This window comes from Pseudomonas sp. MWU12-3088, assembly GCF_023242405.1.
GTDB classification, from domain to species: Bacteria; Pseudomonadota; Gammaproteobacteria; order Pseudomonadales; family Pseudomonadaceae; genus Aquipseudomonas; species Aquipseudomonas kribbensis.
In genome coordinates, this window is record NZ_JALJEA010000007.1 from 12,338 (window position 1) to 33,666 (window position 21,329).

Annotated in this window: 23 protein-coding genes; 10 read left to right on the forward strand and 13 right to left on the reverse strand. The window is 61.9% G+C overall.

The annotated features are described in order from the left end of the window. Positions 1–9: 9 nt before the first annotated feature. From M5B98_RS17300 to M5B98_RS17315, 4 genes are read right to left on the reverse strand one after another with little or no spacing between them, the layout of a single operon-like run. Entirely contained in the window at positions 10–762 is a 753-nt protein-coding gene (locus tag M5B98_RS17300) for an N-formylglutamate amidohydrolase (RefSeq protein ID WP_248743389.1), read from the reverse strand. Further along, positions 746–2,077 carry a glutamine synthetase gene (locus M5B98_RS17305; protein ID WP_248738898.1) on the reverse strand — a complete coding sequence of 444 codons (1,332 nt, stop codon included), beginning with the start codon at positions 2,075–2,077 and terminating at the stop codon, positions 746–748. Before M5B98_RS17305 ends, M5B98_RS17300 begins: the two co-directional genes overlap by 17 nt. Next, on the reverse strand, positions 2,074–2,718 hold the full coding sequence (locus M5B98_RS17310; protein ID WP_248743390.1) for an isochorismatase family cysteine hydrolase: 645 nt from the start codon (positions 2,716–2,718) through the stop codon (positions 2,074–2,076). Before M5B98_RS17310 ends, M5B98_RS17305 begins: the two co-directional genes overlap by 4 nt. 2 nt (positions 2,719–2,720) lie before the next feature. After that, on the reverse strand, positions 2,721–3,575 hold the full coding sequence (locus M5B98_RS17315) for a MurR/RpiR family transcriptional regulator (RefSeq protein ID WP_248743391.1): 855 nt from the start codon (positions 3,573–3,575) through the stop codon (positions 2,721–2,723). A 320-nt stretch (positions 3,576–3,895) separates the two neighbouring features. On the opposite strand from M5B98_RS17315, the gene M5B98_RS17320 reads away from it, so the two are divergent. Both M5B98_RS17320 and cobF read left to right on the forward strand, forming a co-directional pair. Next, positions 3,896–4,468 (forward strand): histidine phosphatase family protein, encoded by a 573-nt coding sequence (locus M5B98_RS17320; RefSeq protein WP_248743392.1) that lies wholly within the window; start codon positions 3,896–3,898, stop codon positions 4,466–4,468. Beyond that, the gene (cobF, locus tag M5B98_RS17325) at positions 4,465–5,220 is read left to right on the forward strand and encodes a precorrin-6A synthase (deacetylating) (RefSeq protein WP_248743393.1); all 756 of its coding nucleotides are present in this window, start codon (positions 4,465–4,467) and stop codon (positions 5,218–5,220) included. Before M5B98_RS17320 ends, cobF begins: the two co-directional genes overlap by 4 nt. Here cobF and ftrA read toward each other — a convergent pair. Further along, a complete protein-coding gene (gene ftrA, locus M5B98_RS17330) occupies positions 5,189–6,178 on the reverse strand; it encodes a transcriptional regulator FtrA (RefSeq protein WP_248743394.1) in 990 nt (329 codons plus the stop codon). The genes cobF and ftrA overlap by 32 nt on opposite strands. A gap of 102 nt (positions 6,179–6,280) precedes the next feature. Between ftrA and M5B98_RS17335 the strand changes: the two genes are divergently transcribed. The 4 genes from M5B98_RS17335 to M5B98_RS17350 all read left to right on the forward strand — a co-directional run bounded on the left by M5B98_RS17335 (position 6,281) and on the right by M5B98_RS17350 (position 9,775). After that, positions 6,281–6,715 (forward strand): rhodanese-like domain-containing protein, encoded by a 435-nt coding sequence (locus tag M5B98_RS17335; protein WP_248743395.1) that lies wholly within the window; start codon positions 6,281–6,283, stop codon positions 6,713–6,715. A gap of 255 nt (positions 6,716–6,970) precedes the next feature. Next, the gene (locus M5B98_RS17340; RefSeq protein WP_007956251.1) at positions 6,971–7,750 is read left to right on the forward strand and encodes an ABC transporter substrate-binding protein; all 780 of its coding nucleotides are present in this window, start codon (positions 6,971–6,973) and stop codon (positions 7,748–7,750) included. A 128-nt stretch (positions 7,751–7,878) separates the two neighbouring features. Beyond that, positions 7,879–8,991 (forward strand): succinylglutamate desuccinylase/aspartoacylase family protein, encoded by a 1,113-nt coding sequence (locus tag M5B98_RS17345; protein ID WP_248743396.1) that lies wholly within the window; start codon positions 7,879–7,881, stop codon positions 8,989–8,991. 67 nt (positions 8,992–9,058) lie between these two features. After that, positions 9,059–9,775, forward strand: coding sequence for an alpha/beta hydrolase (locus tag M5B98_RS17350; RefSeq protein ID WP_248743397.1), 717 nt, complete (start codon positions 9,059–9,061; stop codon positions 9,773–9,775). A 3-nt stretch (positions 9,776–9,778) separates the two neighbouring features. Here M5B98_RS17350 and M5B98_RS17355 read toward each other — a convergent pair whose 3' ends face one another. Then, positions 9,779–10,345, reverse strand: coding sequence for a hypothetical protein (locus M5B98_RS17355; protein WP_248743398.1), 567 nt, complete (start codon positions 10,343–10,345; stop codon positions 9,779–9,781). 86 nt (positions 10,346–10,431) lie between these two features. After that, a complete protein-coding gene (locus tag M5B98_RS17360) occupies positions 10,432–11,205 on the reverse strand; it encodes a hypothetical protein (protein WP_248743399.1) in 774 nt (257 codons plus the stop codon). A 147-nt stretch (positions 11,206–11,352) separates the two neighbouring features. Here M5B98_RS17360 and M5B98_RS17365 point away from each other — a divergent pair, with 147 nt between their 5' ends. Both M5B98_RS17365 and M5B98_RS17370 read left to right on the forward strand, forming a co-directional pair. Beyond that, positions 11,353–11,892: a chalcone isomerase family protein gene (locus M5B98_RS17365; RefSeq protein ID WP_248743400.1), complete on the forward strand. Its 540-nt coding sequence runs from the start codon at positions 11,353–11,355 to the stop codon at positions 11,890–11,892. Positions 11,893–11,968: 76 nt separating this feature from the next. Then, positions 11,969–13,288, forward strand: coding sequence for an Nramp family divalent metal transporter (locus M5B98_RS17370; RefSeq protein ID WP_248743401.1), 1,320 nt, complete (start codon positions 11,969–11,971; stop codon positions 13,286–13,288). Here the strand turns inward: M5B98_RS17370 and M5B98_RS17375 are convergent. Beyond that, on the reverse strand, positions 13,285–14,178 hold the full coding sequence (locus tag M5B98_RS17375) for a LysR family transcriptional regulator (protein ID WP_248743402.1): 894 nt from the start codon (positions 14,176–14,178) through the stop codon (positions 13,285–13,287). The genes M5B98_RS17370 and M5B98_RS17375 overlap by 4 nt on opposite strands. Positions 14,179–14,293: 115 nt before the next feature. Between M5B98_RS17375 and M5B98_RS17380 the strand changes: the two genes are divergently transcribed. Then, on the forward strand, positions 14,294–14,896 hold the full coding sequence (locus M5B98_RS17380) for an NADPH-dependent F420 reductase (RefSeq protein ID WP_085708701.1): 603 nt from the start codon (positions 14,294–14,296) through the stop codon (positions 14,894–14,896). Positions 14,897–15,002: 106 nt separating this feature from the next. On the opposite strand, the gene M5B98_RS17385 is transcribed toward M5B98_RS17380, so the two are convergent. The 3 genes from M5B98_RS17385 to M5B98_RS17395 are packed head-to-tail and all read right to left on the reverse strand — an operon-like array spanning position 15,003 to position 17,584. Next, positions 15,003–16,184: an acetyl-CoA C-acetyltransferase gene (locus M5B98_RS17385; RefSeq protein ID WP_248743403.1), complete on the reverse strand. Its 1,182-nt coding sequence runs from the start codon at positions 16,182–16,184 to the stop codon at positions 15,003–15,005. Positions 16,185–16,195: 11 nt separating this feature from the next. Next, positions 16,196–16,861, reverse strand: a complete 666-nt coding sequence (locus tag M5B98_RS17390) for a CoA transferase subunit B (RefSeq protein WP_248743404.1) — start codon at positions 16,859–16,861, stop codon at positions 16,196–16,198. A 24-nt stretch (positions 16,862–16,885) separates the two neighbouring features. After that, the gene (locus tag M5B98_RS17395) at positions 16,886–17,584 is read right to left on the reverse strand and encodes a CoA transferase subunit A (RefSeq protein WP_085708698.1); all 699 of its coding nucleotides are present in this window, start codon (positions 17,582–17,584) and stop codon (positions 16,886–16,888) included. A 176-nt stretch (positions 17,585–17,760) separates the two neighbouring features. On the opposite strand from M5B98_RS17395, the gene M5B98_RS17400 reads away from it, so the two are divergent. Next, positions 17,761–18,639, forward strand: coding sequence for a LysR family transcriptional regulator (locus M5B98_RS17400; protein WP_248743405.1), 879 nt, complete (start codon positions 17,761–17,763; stop codon positions 18,637–18,639). Here M5B98_RS17400 and M5B98_RS17405 read toward each other — a convergent pair. Together M5B98_RS17405 and M5B98_RS17410 are read right to left on the reverse strand one after the other, a co-directional pair. Beyond that, a complete protein-coding gene (locus tag M5B98_RS17405) occupies positions 18,623–19,471 on the reverse strand; it encodes an NAD-dependent protein deacetylase (RefSeq protein WP_248743406.1) in 849 nt (282 codons plus the stop codon). The genes M5B98_RS17400 and M5B98_RS17405 overlap by 17 nt on opposite strands. 80 nt (positions 19,472–19,551) lie before the next feature. After that, the gene (locus tag M5B98_RS17410; RefSeq protein WP_248743407.1) at positions 19,552–20,598 is read right to left on the reverse strand and encodes a class I SAM-dependent methyltransferase; all 1,047 of its coding nucleotides are present in this window, start codon (positions 20,596–20,598) and stop codon (positions 19,552–19,554) included. Between the last annotated feature and the right edge of the window lie 731 nt (positions 20,599–21,329).

Below are 21,329 nucleotides of genomic sequence, written 5' to 3' on the forward strand. Positions count from 1 at the left end.
CAGCAATGTTCAAAGCAGTGGAGCCAGATAATTTGCCCAGCGGGAAACCGCTTCCGGGCTGCGCAGCAGGTCGTTGCGCACCTCGATCAATACCGATTCGAGGCCTCGGGCATCGCCGTGCACCGGCACGGTCATGTCGCCCAGCGGGTCGATTTTGTACGGCTGGTTGCCGGCGACTTTCAGCGGATGCTGACCGAGCCCGTCGAGCAGGCGCTGGGCGTATGCCTTGGCCTGACCGAACAGCACACCGGCTTCCAGCTCACGCGGCTGGCCGTAATAAACCGGGGTGAAACTGTGAATCCCCACCACCCGCACCGGCTGGCCTTCGGCCAGACGTTCGTCGATCAGTTGTTGCAGCCGTGTATGAAACGGCTTGAACAGGCAGTGGCGACGGTATTCGCGGGTGGCTTCGTCGAGCTCGCGATTGCCCGGCACCTGATAGATCTCGCTCTGCGCCGGGATGCTGTCCGGGGCGTGGCGGGGCCGGTTGAGGTCGATCAGCAGTCGCGAATAATTGGCGCTCAACAGCGTGGCGCCGATCTTTTCCGACAGTTGTTCGGCCAGCTCCAGCGCACCGATGTCCCAGGCGATGTGTTCCCGCGCAGCCGTGTCATCCAGGCCCAGATTGTTGAGGGCGTCGGGGATGTAGCGGCTGGCGTGTTCGCACACCAGAATCAGCGGGTGCGTCGAATCTTCACGGGTCAGGTTGTAGACCGGTCGGGTGTACAACCCAAGCTCGGCGGATTCAGTACAGGCGTGCATAGTGCTCACACAGGTCAGCGGGCGAGAGCTGTTCCGTCAGCGCCAGTTCCTCGGTTTTAAGGGCGAAATACGTGTCGAGCAACGGTGCCGGCAGCGCTGCCATCAGCGCTTCGCTGCGACGCAGGCAATCCAGTGCCTGAGCCAATGAGGCGGGCAGGGCAACGATCCCCCGCGCCTCGCGTTGTTCGTCGTTGAGTGCATCGGGGATTTCATCGGTGATTGCGTTCAGCGCCAGACGCTGTTCGATACCCAGGCGTCCGGCGATCAGCAGCGCAGCCATCGCCAGGTGCGGCGAGGCGGTGGCGTCCATGGCGCGGAATTCCAGGTTGTACTGCTTCGCCACAGGCTTGTTGCCCAGGCTTACGGTCGGGCAGATGCGCAGTGCGGCTTCGCGGTTCTGCTGGCCCAGACAGGCGTAGGACGCGCTCCAGTGGTGCGGCTGCAAACGCTCGTACGACACCGGCGTCGGCGCAGTGAACGCACACAGCGCCGGCAGGTAATGCAGCACGCCTGCCGCCCAGTGCTGGCCGAGGGTCGACAAGCCATTACTGGTGCCGGCGTCGTACAACATCGGCTGGCCGGCCAGATCGAGCAGGCTGACGTGCAGATGCACACCGTTACACACCGCATCGGCGGCGGTCTTCGGCGCGAAGCTCAAGTCCAGGCCCATCTGCCGGGCGATTTCGCGGGTGATCTCGCGCACGTTTACCGCGCGATCCGCCGCCGCTACGCCAAGGGTCGGACGACAGGTGATTTCGTATTGATGCTTGCCGTATTCGGGCAGGAACATTTCCGGCTCGACGCCGCCGGCGCGCAACGCGCTGAGCAGCCAGCCACCGAATTCCGCGCCCTGGCGCTGGGACTCGAGGGAGAAGGCAAGGTGTTCGGCAAACCCGGCGTGCAGGTTGAATTCGTGTTCGAACGCGGCGTTGACCTGCAACCCGAGCTGATCGCGATAGCGTTCGATTTCATCGCTCAGCAGTGTGCGCGGGCAGGCGCCCCATGGGCGGCCGTCGGTCTCGCGGATGTCGCCGTGGATGAAATCCAGCGCCGGGGCGGCGGCGTCCGGGCCGTTGCCGACGGTGACGCGGCTGGCCAGATCGGGGATCAGCCGCAGATCGCCATAGGCGCCCCACGGGTTGGTCGAGGCGATGATGTCCTGTGGCGTCAACGCGCTGTTGGCCGGCACCCAGCCGCAGCCGGCGGCCTGATAGTGCTCCAGCTCATCGCTGGGAAACGAGCGGCCCCGGGTGATGCCGATCAGGTCGGTGGTGACAATGGTGGTCATCGGCAGCGGCGACAGGCGTTCGCTCATGGCTGCATCTCCCGCAGACGACCGAGGACGGTGTCGGTGTCGGTGATCCAGCAATAGCCCTTGATCGCGTTCAGGCAGGCGTCGTGGCGTGCTTCGGTGTAGGTCGCGCAGGCGTCCGCCACCAGTGTCACCAGATAACCCCGGTCGGCGGCGTCGCGCACGGCCATGTCCACGCATTGGTCGGTGACGATGCCGGCGATGATCAGGTGACGGGTTTCAAGGTTACGCAACACGTAGTCGATGTTGGTCGAGTTGAAGACCCCGGAGGAGGTCTTGGGCAGCACGATTTCGTTTTCTGCCGGGGTCAGTTCGGCGATGACCTGTGCCTGCGGGCTGCCCTTGGGCAGGTGCATGTCCGACAGTTTGTGATCCAGCGAACGGTCGCGGCCGTCGGCGGTCAGGCTTTCGATCAGGGTGTGCAGCACGTTCTGCCGTGCATTGCGGAAGGCGTTGAGCAGACGCACCTGATTGGGCACCACTTGCAAGCGTGTGCGATTGAGGAAATACGCGGCGTCCGGGCCTTCGAGGTGCGGGTCGAACTGCGGTTCGAGCCAGGCACGCTGCATGTCCACCAGCAACAGCGCGGTGTGGTCGGTGACAAACGGCAGGTCCCGCGGCGAGCGGTGGGGAAGGCTGAACATCCTTATTTATCCTCCAGCAGGTGGGTGTCGAAGTCGTTGCGCAGGGCATCGATGCCTTCCAGGCGATCGGCCAGATCCGGGCTGCGCAGGGTCAGGCAAGCGATCAGCGCTTCAACCTGGGCCAGCGCCGGGACCATGGTGTCGAACGGCGAAGCCGATTCCACCGGGGCGCTGATGATCATGTCGGCCAGTTCGCGCAGCGGCGAGGCGTAAATGTCGGTGAACAGCACGACGCGCGCATTGTTGTTCTTGGCCGCAGTGGCCACGCGCAGGGCCTGGGTCTGGTAGCGGCGATAGTCGAACACCAGCACCACGTCCTGGCGTTGCAGGTCGAACAGGCGATCCGGCAGTTGCGCGTTGTCCTCCAGCGCAAAACAACCGGGGCGCAGCAGACGCAAATGATTGAGCAGGTAGGTGGCCATCAGGCTGCTGAAACGCCCGCCGAAGCAGTAGACCTGGTGGCGCGTATCGAGCAGCCATTGCGCGAGAATCCGCACGTCTTCGGGTTGGGTCAGGGCCTGGGTTTCGGCCAGCAGGTTGTGGCTATGGGCGAGATAGTGGCTCCAGGCATCGTCCTGGTTCAGGTTCGAGCGGGGTTGTAACAGCGTGCGTGGCGAGCGCAGGCGATGGTCCATGTCGCTGAGCAGGGCGTCCTGGAATTCGGCGTAACAGCCAAAACCGAGTTTTTTTACCAGACGCACGATGGTCGGATCGCTGACGCCGGCGTGCTCGGCCAGCCGCGCCATCGGGCCGAGGCCGTTGCGCGGGTACTGATCAAGCAAGGCCCGGACGACTTTGCGCTCTGACGGCGTAAGATCCAGGCCGGGATCAGTAATCAGGTCTCTGAGAGGGGGCATCCGGGCTCCTGCTGGATGGGTGTGTTGAATTCGTTTCACAATCCGTTAAAACAGTATTTATGTAACTGACGTTACATGTCTAGTGAATTTTCCGCAGCGTCCGTGAAGCCCCAAAATGGGGCGAGATGCCCGTGTAGCAAGGGCTACACGTCTGTCGATCGATCTTGTAGTCCATTGCCCATAGTTGCGTCAGACATTGCCGCTTTGTTGAGGGTGGTCAATTGAGCGGTGTTGCCCTGAACCCTCCGGTTTACGGCACAATTGCTGCCCTGTCGGCACTTCGCCGGGTGTTTTTTTACCTTCTGACCGAGTGACTCATTGTGCAAGCCACCCGTTTGACCTTGATTTGCCATGCCAGAACCGTCTCACAAAAATTGGCGCGTTTTCCTACGGATGAGCCTGTTGAAGAATGCGCCTTGGCGTCTGACTCGCTGGTCACTCGGTTCGCCATTCCGCGTCGTTTGATCTGCGGCCCGGAATGGCGTACGCGTCAGACTGCTCAATGGTTCGGTGATGACGCGCAGGTTGATGAGGCCTTGCGCGATTGCGACTGGGGCCGTTGGCACGGGCAGTCGATCAAGGACCTGCAGCGCAATGAGCCCGAAGCGCTGCAAGCCTGGCTCGAAGATCCCGCCGCCGTGCCCCATGGCGGAGAATCGGTGGCACAAATCGGCGAGCGGGTGGCCGCATGGCTGGCAACCCTGCAAACCACGCCGGGTCATGTCGTGGCCGTCACGCATCCGTTCATCATTCGGGCGGCGCTGATGCAGGTCATGCAAGGCCAGGCTTTTCACTGCATCGATGTCGAGCCATTGGCAGTGGTCGAGTTGAGTTTCTTCGGGCGCTGGCGGCTACGCTTGCCCGGAGTCGATCTTGAAGGAACCCGCACATGAAGCGATTGCTGGTCATCGGCATTGGCGCCGGCAACCCCGACTACATCACGATGCAGGCGGTGAAGGCGTTGAATCAGGTGGACGTGTTTTTCCTGATGGACAAGGGCCAGAGCAAGGACAAGCTGATCGACCTGCGTCGCGAAATCTGCGAGCGCTACGTCACTGATCGTACCTACCGTTTCGCTGAAGCCCACAGCCCGGAGCGCGAGCGCGGCGATGTGGACTACAGTGCCAGCGTCGATGATCTGAATCGCGCCAAGCAGCAAACCTTCGAACGCCTGATCAATGACGAATTGGCCGACGGGCAGTGCGGCGGTTTTCTGGTGTGGGGCGATCCGGCGTTGTACGACAGCACCATTCGCATCCTCCAGGCGATCTTGGCTTCGGGGCGATGTACGTTTGAATTCGACGTGATTCCTGGCATCACCAGTGTTCAGGCGCTGGCGGCGCAGCACAAGGTGCCGTTGAACACCATCGGCCACTCGATTGAAATCACCACCGGCCGACGCCTGGCGGCGGGGCAGGTGAGTGATACCGACAGCCTGGTGGTGATGCTCGACGCGGAAGATTCCTACCATCGGGTGGCAGATCAGGAGACAGAAATTTACTGGGGGGCCTACCTCGGCACGCCGGATGAAATCCTCATCAGTGGCAAGCTCAAGGATGTCGCCGATGAGATCGAACGGGTGCGCAAGGCGGCGCGAGCCGAGCATGGCTGGATCATGGACACTTATCTGTTGCGCAAGCCTTGACCTCGCGACCAAAGCGCTCGCGATACACCGATGGCGGCACCCCGACCACGCTGCGAAACGCCACGCGAAAGCTTTCCACCGAACGATAACCGCAGCGCTGGGCAATCTGCTCGGTGTTCTGCGGTGTGCTTTCCAGCAACTCCCGGGCCCGGGCCAGACGCTCGTGTTGCAGCCAGGCCTTGGGTGACTGGCCGCTGGCTTCGGTGAATTTGCGCAGGAAGGTGCGTTCGCTCATCGCCGCTTCGCTGGCCAGATCGCGCACTTCCAGCGGTTCGTGCAGGCGCTCGCGGGCCCACTGCATCACGCGCGACAAGTCGCTGCGCGGGGTCGGGCTGACCGGCGTCGGAATGAATTGCGCCTGACCGCCGGTGCGTTGCGGCGACATTACCAGCCGTCGTGCCACCGAGTTGGCGACCTGGGTGCCGAAGTCCCGCGCCACCAGATGCAGGCAAGCGTCGATCCCGGCCGCACTGCCAGCCGAAGTGATCAACTGGCCGGAATCGACGTAAAGCACATCCGGGTCGACATCGATGGCCGGGAAGCGCTCGGCCAGTTCTGATGTGTAGCGCCAGTGGGTGGTGGCGCCATGCCCGTCGAGCAGCCCGCTGGCGGCCAAAACAAAGACCCCCGAGCAGATCGACAGCAACCGGGCGCCGCGCGAGTGTGCATCACGCAATGCTTCAAGCAATGCCTCGGGCACCGGCGCATTTCGGTCGCGCCAGCCGGGAATGATGATGGTGCGCGCCTGCGCCAACAGCTCCAGACCGCCGTCCGCCAGCACCTGAATCCCGCCCATGGCGCGCATCGGGCCTTGATCGACGGCTGCGATGCAGTGCGCGTACCACGGGAAATCGAACTCCGGCCGGGCGAGGCCGAAGATCTCCACGGCGATGCCGAACTCGAAGGTACAGAGGCCGTCGTAGGCCAGAATCGCGACCAGTCCAGGTGAATCAGGCATTTGGCGGAAACTTCCCGGTGAGTGTCTTGTGCGCCACTGTAGCGGCAAGTGGTGACTCGATAAAGTCTGTTCATCCCTTCACAGACGTAGGAGCAACACAACATGCCCAGCCTGGTTCGCGAAATTCCTGCCGCCCCGTCGGCCATTGCCCTGATGCACTTCAGCAACCGTCTGACCTTCGAAACCGATTGTTCCGACGTCTTCAACAGCCAGGAAGCCGGCGAGATCGACTTCGTACTGGTGGACGTGCGCGGGCCGCTGGCCTTCGAGCGCGGCCATGTGCCAGGGGCGATCAATATTCCGGGGCGCCTGATGACGGCCGAAGTGCTGGCGGACTACCCGAGCTCCACGCTTTTCGTGGTCTACTGCGCCGGGCCTCACTGCAACGGCGCCAACAAGGCCGCAGTGAAACTGGCGGCGCTGGGTTACCCGGTCAAGGAGATGATCGGCGGGGTGACCGGCTGGCTCGATGAAGGCTTCGAATTGAGTGTCGCGGCACCGCAAGCCGCGACCTACGCGATTGCCTGCGATTGCTGATATTCAGTGCGTTGCCGCCCTGGGCGGCAACTTTTAATGGCTTTGTCCTACAACCCTTGCACCGCTCTGGCGCACACTTTTCCTACGTGATGGCACTCGCCGATTTTTTGTAAGTATTTGTCGCTTAAACACAATTTGCCCCGTGCGCGCCGCCATAGACTGCCGGCCACTTCGGTTTCTTTGCGCTCCATAGCCCAAGGCCGAACCTGACAATCGAAAGCTGCCAATAAAAGCCTCCGCACACGGGAGTAATAAATGAAAAAGCTGGTTATGTTCGGTGCCCTGGCACTGTCGATGTTGTCCCTGACCGCCGTGGCCGAAGACGCCAAGCCGATCCGTATCGGTATCGAAGCCGGTTACCCGCCATTCTCGATGAAAACCCCTGACGGCAAACTGGCCGGTTTCGACGTGGACATCGGCGATGCGCTGTGCGAGCAGATGAAAGTCAAATGCACCTGGGTCGAGCAAGAGTTCGACGGCCTGATCCCGGCGCTGAAAGTGAAGAAGATCGACGCGATCCTGTCCTCGATGACCATCACTGACGACCGCAAGAAAAACGTCGATTTCACCATCAAGTACTACCACACCCCGGCGCGCTTCGTGATGAAGGCAGGCTCCGGCGTGAAAGACCCGCTGGTCGAACTCAAAGGCAAGAAAGTCGGCGTGCTGCGCGCCAGTACCCACGACCGCTACGCCACCGAAGTGCTGGTACCGGCCGGGATCGAACTGGTGCGTTACGGCTCGCAGCAGGAAGCTAACCTGGACATGGTGTCCGGTCGTATCGACGCGATGCTGGCCGACTCGGTCAACCTGAGCGACGGTTTCCTGAAAACCGACGCCGGCAAAGGCTTCGAGTTCGTCGGCCCGACCTACGAAGACGCCAAATACTTCGGCGGCGGCGCCGGTATTGCCGTGCGTAAAGGCGATACCGAGCTGGCAGAGAAATTCAACACCGCCATCAACGAAATCCGCGCCAACGGCAAGTACAAGCAAGTGCAGGACAAGTACTTCGACTTTGACGTGTACGGCCATTAATACGCCGTAGAAAAAAGTGGCCCCGTTGACGCGGTGGCCACTTTTTTTTCGCCCGTGATTTATCCTGTCAGCACATTTTCAATGCAGTCGCTGCGTAGAGAGCGACTACAGAATTTCCGGAGTTCCCCATGCAACGCATCGATCTTGTTCTGCCCTGGAGCCACTTGGGCAGCGAACGTTCCCTCAGCGTCTTCCGTTACGGCGCCGGCCCGCGCAAGGTCTACATCCAGGCCAGCCTGCACGCCGATGAGCTGCCGGGGATGCGCACCGCGTGGGAGCTGAAAAAACGCCTGGCCGAGCTGGAAAGCAACGGTCAGTTGCAAGGCGTGATCGAACTGGTGCCGGTGGCCAACCCGATCGGTCTCGATCAACACCTGCAAGGCAGTCACATGGGCCGTTTCGAACTGGCGAGCGGCAAGAACTTCAACCGCTCCTTCGTCGAACTCAGCGCCCCGGTGGCCGCGCGCATCGGCAATCAGTTGGGTAACGACGCCGAGGCCAACATCCGCCTGATCCGCCAGACCATGGGCCAGGTACTTGACGAACTGCCGGCCCCGGCTTCACAACTGGAAGCGCTGCATCGCCTGTTGCTGCGCCACGCCTGCGAAGCCGATGTCACGCTTGACCTGCACTGCGATTTCGACGCGGCGATTCACATCTACGCATTGCCGCAACACTGGCCGCAGTGGCAATCCCTGGCCGCGCGCCTGAAGGCTGGCGTGGCGCTGTTGTGTGAAGACTCCGGCGGCAGTTCCTTCGACGAGTCGTGCTCCACGCCGTGGCTGCGTCTGGCGCGGATGTTCCCGGAGGCGGCGATTCCCCCGGCCAACCTCGCCACCACCCTGGAACTTGGCAGCATGGGCGACACCCGGGTCGATCAGGCCCAGGCCAATTGTGAGGCGATTCTGGGTTTCCTCGCCGAGCAGGGCTTCATCAGCGGCGAATGGCCGAAGGCGCCAGACGAATGCTGCGAAGGCATGCCGTTCGAAGGCACCGAATACCTGTTTGCCCCACACCATGGCGTGGTGAGTTTCCTGCGCGATGCCGGTGAATGGGTCGAGCGCGGTGATGCGCTGTTCGAAGTGGTCGATCCGCTGAAGGACCGCGTGACCACCATGCGCGCGGGCACCAGTGGCGTGCTGTTTGCCATCGACCGTGGACGCTACACCCAGCCGGGTACCTGGCAGGCGAAAGTGGCGGGGCGCGAGCCGATTCGCGCGGGCAAGCTGATCAACGACTGATACCCCCATCTTCCGGATCACAGTGTTAGGCTCTGCCCCGAACCCTGCACTGTGTGAAGGAAGGCTTATGTTGAAGGTGTTTGCTCTGTTGACCCTCCTGGCGTCCAGCGCCGTCCATGCTCAAACCTCGCTGCAAACCGATCTGCCACTGAACTACCTGGCCCAGGTTCACCCGGATGCCGAACAGCGTCCGCTGGTGGTGTTCCTGCACGGCTACGGCAGTAACGAAGCCGATCTGATCGGTATGAAATTTCAGTTGCCCAAGCAGTACAACTACCTGTCGGTGCAGGCGCCGATGGCGTTGGGGGAAGGGCGTTTCCAGTGGTTTCGCAAGAAGGGCGACGGTGCCTACAACGGCGAGACCGATGATCTGAAGGATGCCAGCCAGAAGCTGCGGGCCTTTATCGCTGCGGCGGCGCAGAAATATCACGCGCAACCGGACAAGGTTTACCTGATCGGTTTCAGCCAGGGCGCGATGATGACCTACGAGGTTGGCTTGCGGCAGCCGGCGGCGGTCGGTGGCATCGCCGCGTTGAGCGGGCGGGTGTTGCCGGTGCTCAAGGGTGAGCTGAAGTCAGCGCAACAGCATCCGCCGCTGGAGATCTTCATCGGCCATGGCACGGCGGATGACCGCGTGCCTTACAGTGGCGCTACGGCCGCCAAAGATCTGTTGGAGAAGCTGGATTACAAACCGCAATTTCATGCCTATCCCGGCGTCGGCCACAGCATCAGCGCGGCCGAGCTTCGGGATCTGAACGATTGGTTGCAGCGACTCAATCCCTGAGCATCACTTTTCCTTGAGGATGGTTTTCACCAGGGTATCGTGACCGCTCTTGTCGCTGGCCCGGGAAATCACCTGGACCAGCGCCATGTGCGTGCCGGAGCCTGCGATCAGCGTGGTGTTGAGGGTCTGGCCGCCACCCTGGGTCGCGGTGCTGTCCACCTGGCGCAGGCCGAGGCCGTTGCCTTTCTGGGTCAGGCTCTTTTCGCTGAGCTTGTTGAAGTCCGGCAGTGCCTTGCGCTGGGCGTCGATGAAATCGGACACGGTGCCGTCGAGGAACGCACTGTCGTTGTCCTTGACGTTGTTGCCTTCGGGAATCTGGTTTTCGGCGGTGATGACCACCGTCTTGGTGGCGTCGTTGGTGAACATCGTGCCCTTGGCACCGGTCGGGCCGGGCGGCAACGGGTCGCCGACAAAGCCTTTGGGCAGGACAAAACTGAATTTGCCGTCGAGCATCGAGACTTTCTCGGTGACAGCCTTCTCTTTGGCCTTGGCTGCCTGAGCATCGAGGGCGCCGAAACCGGCCACCGCCGCCAGCAACAGGACGACGGCTTTCTTGCTAAGCAATGACATTTGAATCTCCGAGGGATGGTCGCGCTTGGGCGGCGATCATCCCACGGAGCACACCCGGCACTCCAGAGCGGTTTGTCCGGGCAGGCTCAGTTTGTCGATGGCGCAGGCGCCGGTTTGGCCAGCAACTGCCGGGTGACGCCCAGCATCGCCACCGAAACGGCCACCGCCACTACGAAACCGCCGAAGCCCAGGTTTGGAACGGTCAGCGCCAGGACCAGACAAAACGCCGAAAACGAATACATCCCCGTCGCTGTCGCCCGCAACAACGCGGCGGTAAACGCCGGGCCACGGGTCTGCTGGGAAAACACCGCCATCACGCTGCCGAGCACCGGGAACACCGCGAGCAGACCGCTCCAGCGTTCGCCGACGGTGCTGGCCAGCATGGTCACCACCAGCGTCAACGCCGCGCCGGCAACCATCCGCCAGACCAGTTTGTCGGACTTCGGCGCCGGCCCACTGACCACCGGTTGCACCTTGGGAAAAAGGTACGGCGCGGCAAGGAGGGCGGTGGCAGCGGCGGCGATGGAGAAGGCTAACGACGCCGGAATCAGCGACAGAATCAGCGCCAGCACGGCCCAGACCGATAAAGAAACTACCAATGCCAGCGGCCAGTTCGCCCGCTGCGCCACCTGCGCGTACGTGACGCAAAACGCGATCATCGCAAACATGGCCGACAGCGCCGCGACCGCCGATTGCGCGGCAAACGCCGGGCCTTGCTCGATGGCGAGGAAAAACAGAATCGGCCCGACCACCACCGGCAACCCCGACAGCCATCCGGCGACGCTGGGGCCCCAACGCTTGCCGGCCAGGGAAATCAGCAGCAGGAAACCGGGAATCAGCAGCAGTTTGAGGATCAGCACGCAAGTGTCTCCATCGGGTCAATGAGAGCCACGTTAGCATTGTCGTGAATGGATTGCTGGAAATGCATGCAATAAATGTATACAAAGTACCGGGCGTGATCGCCGACTATGCTCTGACTATCAGGGTTTACCGGAGTCGATGCCGCGATGAGCAGAACACCGAAGGTGTTACGTGGATGCTGCGGAATCGGCTTGTGGGCGCTGCTGCTGACGCCGACCTGGGCCAGTTGGCAGGACGCAGTGCCCGGCGCGCAGATCATCGGCACCGGGGATTTCAGCGTGTTCGGTTTCGACGTTTACAACGCTCGGCTGTGGAGTGCTGCGCGTCCGCTGGCCGATGGTCAGCCCTTTGCCCTGGAATTGATCTACCGGCGCAACGTGTCGCGCGAAGATCTGGTGAAGGCCAGTGTCGATGAGATCAAACGCCTGGCCGGTTCGTCCATCAGCCCGGCGCAATTGGCGGTGTGGCAAGCGCAGATGCAGCAATCGTTTGTCGATGTGCAGGCCGGCACGCGGATTACCGGGGTGTATCTGCCGGGGCAGGGCGCGCGGTTCTTTGTCGGCCAACAGTTGCAGCACGAGATCGACGACCCGTTGTTCGCCCGGGCATTTTTCAACATCTGGCTGGATCCGCGCACGCGCAATCCCGAACTGCGCCAGCAATTGCTCGGCACCGCCAGACCCTGAGCGCAGCACGTCTGCTATTGGGCACGCCGACTGAAACGTCTAAGCTGCGCCTTTCGACTTGTTTCTGGATGTGTGCGTGAAATTCAGTTTGCCCAAAATCGCCACGGCGCCGTTCTGTCCGCCGGAGGTGGCCGGCAGTGTCCCGGTTGATCCGAATGCCTCGTTCTTCAAGCGCGTGCTGCGTTTTGCCGGCCCGGGTTTGCTGGTGTCGATCGGCTACATGGACCCGGGCAACTGGGCCACCGCCATCGAGGCCGGTTCGCGCTTCGGCTACAGCCTGTTGTTCGTGGTGCTGCTGGCGAGTCTGGCGGGCATGGTCGTGCAATGCCTGTGTTCGCGATTGGGCATTGCTACCGGGCGCGATCTGGCGCAGTTGTCCCGCGAACGCTACAGCACCCCGACGGCACGGTTGCAATGGGTGCTGGCGGAAATTTCGATCATTGCCACCGACCTTGCGGAAGTGCTCGGCTGCGCACTGGCGTTTCACCTGTTGCTGGGCTGTTCGCTGACATTTGGCATCGCCCTGACCGCATTCGATACGTTGCTGGTGCTGGCCTTGCAAAATCGCGGCTTTCGGCGGCTGGAAGCGATCATGCTGGTGCTGGTGGGTACCATCGGCGTGTGCTTCTTCGTCGAGTTATTGCTGATCAAACCGTTCTGGCCGGACGTCGCCCAAGGTTTCAAACCGTCGCTGTCGGCGATCAGTGATGCAGCGCCGCTGTATCTGGCCATCGGCATCCTTGGCGCCACGGTGATGCCGCATAACCTGTACCTGCACACCTCGATCGTACAAACGCGGCTGATCGGCCAGGATCTGGCGAGCAAACAGGACGCGGTGAATCTGGCGCGCATCGACACCATAGGCTCATTGGCACTGGCGTTGCTGGTCAACGCGGCGATCCTGATTCTCGCGGCGGCAGCCTTTCATCAAACCGGGCATTCCGACGTGGTGGACATCCAGGACGCCTACCACTTGCTCGATCCGCTGGTGGGCGGCGCGCTGGCCAGTGTGCTGTTCGGCGTGGCGCTGCTGGCGTCGGGGCAGAGTTCGACCTTCACCGGCACCATCGCCGGGCAGGTGATCATGGAAGGCTATCTGAACCTGCGGATTCCCTGCTGGCAGCGGCGCCTGATCACCCGTGGGCTGGCGTTGATCCCGGCGTTCATCGGCGTGTGGTTGATGGGCGACGGCGCGGTGGGCAAGTTGCTGGTGCTGAGCCAGGTGGTGTTGAGCCTGCAATTGCCGTTTGCCCTGTATCCGCTGATTCGCATGACCAACGACAAACAACTGATGGGGCCGTTTGTGAACCGGTTGCCGACCCGGGTGCTGGCTTGGGGATTGTTTGTGGTGATCAGCGGCGCCAATGCCTGGCTGATTCTGCAACTGGCCGCCTAACGGCCGAAGGCATCCACCACAAAGTCAATGAACACCCGGGTCTTGGCCGGCATCAATGTGCGACTCGGGTAGTACAGCGATATCGCCCCGGCATCGCACTGCCAGTCGGGCAACAGCCGCACCAGTTCACCGCGCTCGATCTGCACGCTGACATCGGGCAACACCAGCATCGTCACGCCGAGGCCCAGCAGCGCAGCCTTGCGCATGGCCATCGGATCGTTCAGCACAATATTCGAATTGAGCAGGGCGCTGGCCTGTTCGCCAGCGTCGTTGTGCATTTGCCATTGGCGGATGCGTCCTGTGCGCAGGCCACGCATGACAATGCCCTGATGATCGGCGAGGTCTGTCGGATGCCGGGGCAGGGTGCGTCCGGCCAGATAGGCCGGTGAGGCCACTGCCAGTATTTCAGCGGACGCCAGTCGCCGGGAAACCACGCCCGGCGTCAGCTCGAACCCGCCGCCAATCGCCACGTCATAGCCCTCGGCGATCAAATCCACCTGACGATTTTCGAAGTGCCATTCCGGGCGGATCAACGGATAGCGCGCCAGAAACTCCGGCAGCAGCGGCAGCATGTGATCGATGCCGAACGTCGGCGGCAGGCTGATCTTGAGCACACCCGCCGGCTCGCCGCGCTCGGTCGCCACCGTCGCAATCGCGGCCTGCAAGGCATCGAGGTTGCCGCCGATGCTCGCCAGAAAACCTTCACCGGCCTCGGTCAGCGACAGCTTGCGGGTCGAGCGCTGAAACAGCCGCACGCCGAGGTTGCGTTCAAGAATCGCCACGTTGCGGCTGACCGCCGCCGGGGTCAGTGCCAGCAACCGGGCGGCGGCGGAGAAGCTGCCGGTTTCGGCGCTGCGGACGAAGGATTCGAGATTGGCGAGGGTTTCCATGGGGGGCGACCTGATAGCGATGCTTGAAGATCATTCAAAGCATTACCGGCTAATCAAGTGGGAATGGCAAGCGCAAGATTCGTTTCGAGTCTTACCAAACCTTCTGGAGAACACCATGAGCACTATCGGAATCATCGGCGCTGGCGCCATCGGTTCAGCGTTTGCCAAAGCCTTGTCGCGTCAGGGCATCCCGTTGGTCATCGCCAATAGTCGCGGGCCGGAGACCTTGGCCGAGCTGGTCGCAGAACTCGGCCCGACCGCCCGCGCCGTCACCCGTGAAGAAGCCGCCGCCCAGGACATCGTGCTGGTCGCGGTCAACTGGTCGAAACTGCCGACGGCGCTGGCCGGGCTGCCGGACTTCGGCGGTCGGATCGTCATCGACGCCAACAACTCGATTGAAGCGCCGTCGTTCAAACCGGTGGATCTGCAGGGGCGGCCGTCCAGCGAAGTGTTCGCTGAGTGGGTGCCGGGTGCGCGGGTGGTCAAGGCGTTCAACCATTTGCTGGCGCGTTTGCTGGAAGCGGATCCGGCGTCGGAGGGCGGCAAGCGTGTGCTGTTCCTGTCCGGAGATGATGCGCAGGCCAAGGCTGAAGTCGGCGCGCTGATCGATCAGCTTGGCTTCTTCGGGATCGACCTGGGCGAGTTGAGCGTGGGTGCGCGACTGGTGCAGTTCCCTGGCGGGCCGTTGCCGGTGCTGAATCTGGTGAAGTTCGACTGACGCTCAGGCAAAAAAATACCCGGTGCGACGTGAGTCGTACCGGGTTTGTTGCCAACGGGCAGTGGATGTCGTGGATCCGCCGCCCGCTGTTGAACCTCTTTTGCGTTTAAACGCGTTCCAGCGCCAGGGCCACGCCTTGACCGCCGCCGATGCACAGGGTCGCCAGACCCTTTTTCGCATCACGCTTGATCATTTCGTGCAGCAGGGTCACCAGCACGCGGCAGCCCGATGCACCGATCGGGTGACCGAGGGCGATGGCGCCGCCGTTGACGTTGACCTTGTCCAGATCCCATTGCAGATCCTTGGCCACCGCCAGGGATTGCGCAGCGAAGGCTTCGTTGGCTTCGATCAGGTCCAGTTGGCCGATGTTCCAGCCGGCCTTGTCCAGGCAGCGGCGAGTGGCCGACACCGGGCCGATGCCCATGATCGCCGGGTCGACGCCGGCGTTGGCGTAGGCGGCGATTTTCGCCAGTACCGGCAGGCCCAGGGCCTTGGCTTTTTCCGCGCTCATCAGAATGACCGCGGCGGCACCGTCGTTCAGCGACGAAGCGTTGCCGGCGGTGACGCTGCCGTCCTTCTTGAAAGCCGGACGCAGTTTGGCCAGGGATTCGGCGGTGGTGTCGCCGCGCGGCTGCTCGTCGACCTTGAACGCTACTGGATCGCCTTTGCGCTGCGGAATCAGGATCGGGGTGATTTCATCGACAAAACGACCGGCCTCGATGGCAGCGGCGGCTTTCTGTTGCGACGCGGCAGCGAAGGCGTCCTGCTGCTCGCGGCTGATCTCGTACTTCTCGACCAGGTTCTCGGCGGTGATACCCATGTGGTAATCGTTGAACGCATCCCACAGGCCATCGCTGATCATGGTGTCGACGATTTGTGCGTGCCCCATGCGCAGACCGGTGCGCGCGCCCGGCATTACATAGTTGGTCAGGCTCATGTTTTCCTGGCCGCCGGCAATGATCACGTCCGCGTCGCCGCAACGGATCGCCTGGGCGCCGAGGTGCAGGGCCTTGAGGCCCGAGCCGCAGACCTTGTTCAGGGTCATGGCGGGTACGGCGTGGGGCAGGCCGGCCTTGATCGCCGACTGGCGCGCCGGGTTCTGACCGGCGCCGGCGGTCAGCACCTGGCCCATGATCACTTCATCGACCTGAGCACCGTCCAGGCCGGTCTGCTCAAGCAACTGGCGGATGACCGCTGCGCCCAGATCCACGGCGGAGACGGTGGCCAGCGAACCCTGGAAACTGCCGATCGCGGTACGCGTGGCGGCAACAATGACGACGTCTTGCATTTTCGAATTCCTCACTCGGCAGCGAACTGCATTTCCGGTACGTGATCCGGGACGATCAGTTTACCAGCGGTTTTGGCGACGATTTCCTCGACGCTGACGCCAGGTGCGCGTTCCTTGAGGACAAAAGCGCCATTTTCGATTTCCAGGTAGGCGAGGTCAGTCAGCACACGCTTGATGCAACCGGCGCCGGTCAGCGGCAGGCTGCACTGGCTCAGCAGTTTGGACTCACCGTCCTTGGACGCGTGGGTCATGATGACGATGATGTTGTCGGCGCCAGCCACCAGGTCCATCGCGCCGCCCATGCCCTTGACCAGTTTGCCGGGGATCATCCACGAGGCGATGTTGCCCTGTACGTCGACTTCGAAGGCCCCGAGCACGGTCAGGTCGACATGACCGCCACGGATCATCGCGAAGGACTCGGCAGAGTTGAAGATCGAAGCGCCGATGCGCGCGGTCACGGTTTGTTTGCCGGCGTTGATCATGTCGGCGTCGATGGTGTCTTCAGTCGGAAACGGGCCCATGCCGAGCAGGCCGTTTTCTGATTGCAGCATGACTTCCATGCCTTCGGGGATGTAGTTGGCGACCAGGGTCGGGATGCCGATGCCGAGGTTCACATAGAAGCCGTCCTGCATTTCGCGGGCGACGCGTTGAGCCATTTGTTCGCGGGTAAGTGCCATGTTCTTGTTCTCCGTCAGCCTGGATTATTTGCGGATGGTGCGTTGTTCGATGCGTTTTTCGAACGTGCCGCAAATGACCCGGTCGACGTAGATGCCGGGGGTGTGGATCTGCGACGGATCCAGTTCGCCGGGTTCGACGATTTCTTCCACTTCGACCACGGTGATCTTGCCGGCGGTGGCGGCCAGCGGGTTGAAGTTCTGGGCGGTGTGGCGGTAGATGACGTTGCCGAAGTGGTCGGCTTTCCAGCCTTTGACGATGGCGAAGTCGCCGGTGATGGATTCTTCCATCAGGTACTTGCGACCGTGGAATTCACGCACTTCCTTGCCTTCGGCAACCGGGGTGCCGACGCCGGTGGCGGTGAAGAAGGCCGGGATGCCGGCGCCGCCTGCGCGCATTTTTTCGGCGAGGGTGCCTTGGGGGGTCAGGACGACTTCGATGTCGCCCTTGAGCAGTTGCTCTTCGAACAGTTTGTTTTCGCCGACGTAGGAGGCGACCACCTTGCGGATCTGGCGGTCGGTCAGCAGCACGCCGAGGCCGAAGCCATCGACGCCGCAGTTGTTGGAGACGACGGTGAGGTCGCGGGTGCCCTTGCGTTTGATCTCGGCGATCAGGTTTTCCGGAATGCCGCACAGGCCGAAGCCGCCGGCGATCACGGTCATGCCGTTTTCAAGGCCCGCCATGGCTTCCTCATAGGAATACACGCGCTTGTCGAAACCTGCCATATGCACCTCTTTTATTGTTTGTCGGGCGGCTGGCTAGCCGAATGACTGGAGTGTCTCGCTGGTGAATATATTTGTTAAGTTGATTTTTAAGGTTGATTGATTGATAAAGCTCATCAAATAACCATCCTTTGTCTTGCAGCTTAACGCTTGAAGCTGGCAACTGGAGCAACGCGACCATGACCATCAAGCAGATCCGCGCCTTCCTCGCCGTGGCCCAGAGCCTGAGTTTCGCCGTGGCCTGCGAGCGCCTGCACCTGTCGCAATCGGCGCTGAGCCTGACCATCAAGGCGCTGGAAGAGGGACTGGGCGGCCGCCTGTTCAGCCGCAACACGCGCAACGTGGCACTGACCCCGGAAGGCGAATCCCTGCTGCCACTGGCCCGGCGCCTGATCGCCGACTGGGACAACGCCGAAGACGAAATGCGCCAGCGCTTCAGCCTGCAACGGGGGCGAGTGACGCTGGCGGCGATGCCGTCGTTTGCCGGCAACCTGCTGCCACCGATCCTCAAGACCTTCCGTGCGCGTTATCCGAACGTCAACGTGACGGTCAACGACGTGATCAACGAGCAGGTGCTGGAGATGGTCCGTGATCGGCAGGTCGAACTCGGCGTGGCGTTCGAACCGTTGCAGAACACTTCGCTGACCTTCACACCTCTTTATAAGGATCGCTTCGTCGCGGTAGTGCCACAGGATTCGCCGCTGGCCCAGCGCACCGACATCGACTGGCAGACCTTGCTGCAGGAACCGTTCATCACCCTGCAACGCCCGTCCACGGTGCGGGTGATGCTTGAGGAACACCTGCAGGCCCGGGGCATGAAATTGCCGGTGGAATTTGAAAGCCATCAACTGGCGACGGTCGGGCGGATGGTTGCCAGCGGGCTGGGGGTCAGTGCGGTGCCGGCGTTGTGTGCCGAGCAGATGCGCGAACTGGGGGCGCGGTGTCTGACGTTGCATGAGCCGGTGGTGGAGCGGGCGATTGGCGTGTTGACTGATTCCGGGAATGAATTGTCGGCGGCGGCGCAGGCGTTGTTCGACATCCTTAAGGCTGAGCATTGAGGCGTTGTGTCAGTAGCGGCAACAGCTGTTCGCAAGACGCCTCGATCTTCAAATCCAGCAACTCATCCGCCCGGGTCTTCCCCAGATTGATCGCAATCAGCGGCTTGCCTCGATCCGCAATCACCCGGCACAGGCGGAACGCCGAATACGCCATCAACGACGAACCGACCACCAGCATCCCGGCGGCATTCTCCGCCGCAGCCATGGCCCGGGCCGCCGTCGGTTGCGCCACGTTCTCGCCAAAAAACACTACGTCCGGCTTCATCCGTTCGCCTTCGCAATGCGGGCAATGCGGCACCTGAAATCGTGCTTCAAAAGCCGGGTCGAGCAGGGTATCGCCGTCCGGCGCCTGCACCGCATCGACACCTGCCAGATACGGGTTCTGCGTCTCCATCAATTGCTGAATCGAATCCCGCTCGCTTCGTCGGCCGCAATCCAGACACAACACCCGATGCAGGCTGCCGTGCAGTTCGATGACATCGTGACTGCCAGCCTGATCGTGCAAGGTGTCGACATTCTGGGTGATCAATCCGCTGATCCGGCCGTGGCTTTGCAGGCTGGCCAGTGCCTCGTGAGCTGCATTCGGCTGCGCCTGACGTACACGTGGCCAGCCGAGCATCGCCCGGGCCCAGTAGCGACGGCGTGACTCGGGCGCCGACAGAAATTCCTGATACATCATCGGCTGCCGGCCACGGCGCACGCCGTTGGTGTCGCGGTAATCGGGGATGCCCGATGGTGTGCTGATGCCGGCGCCGGTCAGCACCACGAAATCGCCGTCGGCCATGGCCTGTTGCAGGTAATCGAGATGTTCGTGAAGAGGGCGGTCGAGCATGGTCAGCGCTCCGCAGGCTGTGAGTGCCTTGCAGGTTAGCACTGCCGGGCGCCTCTTATGGAGGCGCCCGGTATCGACCTTTACTTGCGTGCTTCCAGAATCAGGTTGAACGGCGTCTGCGTCGCCCGCCGGAAATGCTTGAATCCGGCCTCGTTGAAAACCTTGCGCAAACGCATCTCGCCGGCTTGCGCACCGAGCCCGAGTCCCACCTCCTGAGACAGCGAGTTCGGCGTGCAGATGAACGTCGATGCTGCATAGAAAAGTCGTCCGACCGGGTTGATGTTGTCGTCCAGCGTGTCGTTGGCAAAGGGTTCGACCAACAGCACCGTGCCGTCGTCCTTCAGGCAATCGTAGGCATGCCGCGCCGCGCCGACCGGGTCGCCCATGTCGTGCAGGCAGTCGAAGTAGCAGATCAGGTCGTAGTCATCGCCGGGAAAGCTTTTCGCCGTGCCCTGGAAAAACCGCGCCCGGCTGCTCACTCCGCCTTCTTCGGCTCGCTGGGTAGCGACACTCACCGAGGGCGCGTGATAGTCGAATCCGACGAAACGCGAGTTGGGATAAGCCTGGGCCATGATCACCGTGGAGGCACCATGACCACAGCCGACGTCGGCGACCTTGGCGCCGTCTTCGAGTTTGGCCACCACGCCGTCCAGCGCCGGTAGCCATTCGGCGATCAGATGTCCTTTGTAGCCGGGGCGGAAGAACCGCTCGGTGCCGGTGAACATACACGGATGGTGATCGCCCCAGGGCAGGGCGCCGTTGCCGCGCATGGCTTTGACCAGCTTGTCCTTGTCGTGGAAAAACGACGCCACCACGCCGAGGCCGCCGGCGACATAGACCGGCGAATCTTCCTTGGCCAGGGCCATGGCCTGTTCTTCCGGCAGGCGGAATTTGCCGTCCAGGTGTTCCATGTAGCCGGACGCCGCATGGGCGCTGAGCCATTCGCGGACCAGTCGGGTATTGCAGGCGGTTTTTTCGGCGAGGGTTTCCGGGGCGATCGGCTGGCTATCGGCCATGGCTTTATACAAGCCAAGTTCTTCGCCGACGATGACATTGGCCAGCATCGCCGCGCCGCCCATGTCGTTGACCAGTTTGCCCATGAACTCGTTGAGTCTGGCCTCGTCCATGTCATGTGCTCCTGTCAAGGATCACAGTCCGGTGGTGATGGGGGTCGAGGCATTCACCACCGGGCGGTGGTCGTGGAAACGGGCAGGGCGACACTGCTGTCCTGCGTCCCCCTCGACTGGGTAATGTTTGAGTCTAGTCGGTGTTGGTGCCGGCGGGAGCGGGTTGCGTGGATTTCGAGGCTTGTATCGCGGTATATCGCGACGGTGCGCTCTCCCACTTTAGCGTGGGCTCCCGAATTTTCCGCCGACGGTTCCTGTCCTGTGCGAGACGATGCGACTTAGGGCGATTTTGCTTTTTGAGCCAAGACAGAGCACTGACCCATGCCCGCCAGAAGCAAACGACGGGCGAAAAAAAACCGCCTTGCGGGCGGTTTTTTAGCAAGCCTCAGATTGCGGCTGAGGCTTAGTGCGTCTCACCGGAAGCACTGGCGTGGGGGCATGTTATTGAGCTTTTCCTATCCTTGCAATGTAATTTTTACCCGCCATGAGTAGGTGTATTAGAGATCACTCGGCAGTGATTTCAGTACCTGATGTCGGAGAGTAATGCTGACAGAAATAACGCTTTACAAAAGATGCGCTTTTTTCATTTGAGAATCACTGGGCCGAAACTTACGACCTGCGATTACAGGTAACATGCTCGCGCTCACACCCTGGTGCAGCGGTAGGGTTCGGCTGGTGGCCTAACGGTTTTACGCCCTCTGACACGGTTTTGCATCCGTGCCGGAATGATG

Excerpts from the sequence above, each read along its gene's own strand:
- M5B98_RS17300 (WP_248743389.1), bottom strand. The coding sequence starts at position 762 with ATGCACGCCTGTACTGAATCCGCCGAGCTTGGGTTGTACACCCGACCG.
- M5B98_RS17305 (WP_248738898.1), bottom strand. The coding sequence starts at position 2,077 with ATGAGCGAACGCCTGTCGCCGCTGCCGATGACCACCATTGTCACCACC.
- M5B98_RS17310 (WP_248743390.1), bottom strand. The coding sequence starts at position 2,718 with ATGTTCAGCCTTCCCCACCGCTCGCCGCGGGACCTGCCGTTTGTCACC.
- M5B98_RS17315 (WP_248743391.1), bottom strand. The coding sequence starts at position 3,575 with ATGCCCCCTCTCAGAGACCTGATTACTGATCCCGGCCTGGATCTTACG.
- cobF (WP_248743393.1), top strand. The coding sequence starts at position 4,465 with ATGAAGCGATTGCTGGTCATCGGCATTGGCGCCGGCAACCCCGACTAC.
- ftrA (WP_248743394.1), bottom strand. The coding sequence starts at position 6,178 with ATGCCTGATTCACCTGGACTGGTCGCGATTCTGGCCTACGACGGCCTC.
- M5B98_RS17335 (WP_248743395.1), top strand. The coding sequence starts at position 6,281 with ATGCCCAGCCTGGTTCGCGAAATTCCTGCCGCCCCGTCGGCCATTGCC.
- M5B98_RS17340 (WP_007956251.1), top strand. The coding sequence starts at position 6,971 with ATGAAAAAGCTGGTTATGTTCGGTGCCCTGGCACTGTCGATGTTGTCC.
- M5B98_RS17345 (WP_248743396.1), top strand. The coding sequence starts at position 7,879 with ATGCAACGCATCGATCTTGTTCTGCCCTGGAGCCACTTGGGCAGCGAA.
- M5B98_RS17350 (WP_248743397.1), top strand. The coding sequence starts at position 9,059 with ATGTTGAAGGTGTTTGCTCTGTTGACCCTCCTGGCGTCCAGCGCCGTC.
- M5B98_RS17355 (WP_248743398.1), bottom strand. The coding sequence starts at position 10,345 with ATGTCATTGCTTAGCAAGAAAGCCGTCGTCCTGTTGCTGGCGGCGGTG.
- M5B98_RS17365 (WP_248743400.1), top strand. The coding sequence starts at position 11,353 with ATGAGCAGAACACCGAAGGTGTTACGTGGATGCTGCGGAATCGGCTTG.
- M5B98_RS17375 (WP_248743402.1), bottom strand. The coding sequence starts at position 14,178 with ATGGAAACCCTCGCCAATCTCGAATCCTTCGTCCGCAGCGCCGAAACC.
- M5B98_RS17380 (WP_085708701.1), top strand. The coding sequence starts at position 14,294 with ATGAGCACTATCGGAATCATCGGCGCTGGCGCCATCGGTTCAGCGTTT.
- M5B98_RS17385 (WP_248743403.1), bottom strand. The coding sequence starts at position 16,184 with ATGCAAGACGTCGTCATTGTTGCCGCCACGCGTACCGCGATCGGCAGT.
- M5B98_RS17390 (WP_248743404.1), bottom strand. The coding sequence starts at position 16,861 with ATGGCACTTACCCGCGAACAAATGGCTCAACGCGTCGCCCGCGAAATG.
- M5B98_RS17395 (WP_085708698.1), bottom strand. The coding sequence starts at position 17,584 with ATGGCAGGTTTCGACAAGCGCGTGTATTCCTATGAGGAAGCCATGGCG.
- M5B98_RS17400 (WP_248743405.1), top strand. The coding sequence starts at position 17,761 with ATGACCATCAAGCAGATCCGCGCCTTCCTCGCCGTGGCCCAGAGCCTG.
- M5B98_RS17405 (WP_248743406.1), bottom strand. The coding sequence starts at position 19,471 with ATGCTCGACCGCCCTCTTCACGAACATCTCGATTACCTGCAACAGGCC.
- M5B98_RS17410 (WP_248743407.1), bottom strand. The coding sequence starts at position 20,598 with ATGGACGAGGCCAGACTCAACGAGTTCATGGGCAAACTGGTCAACGAC.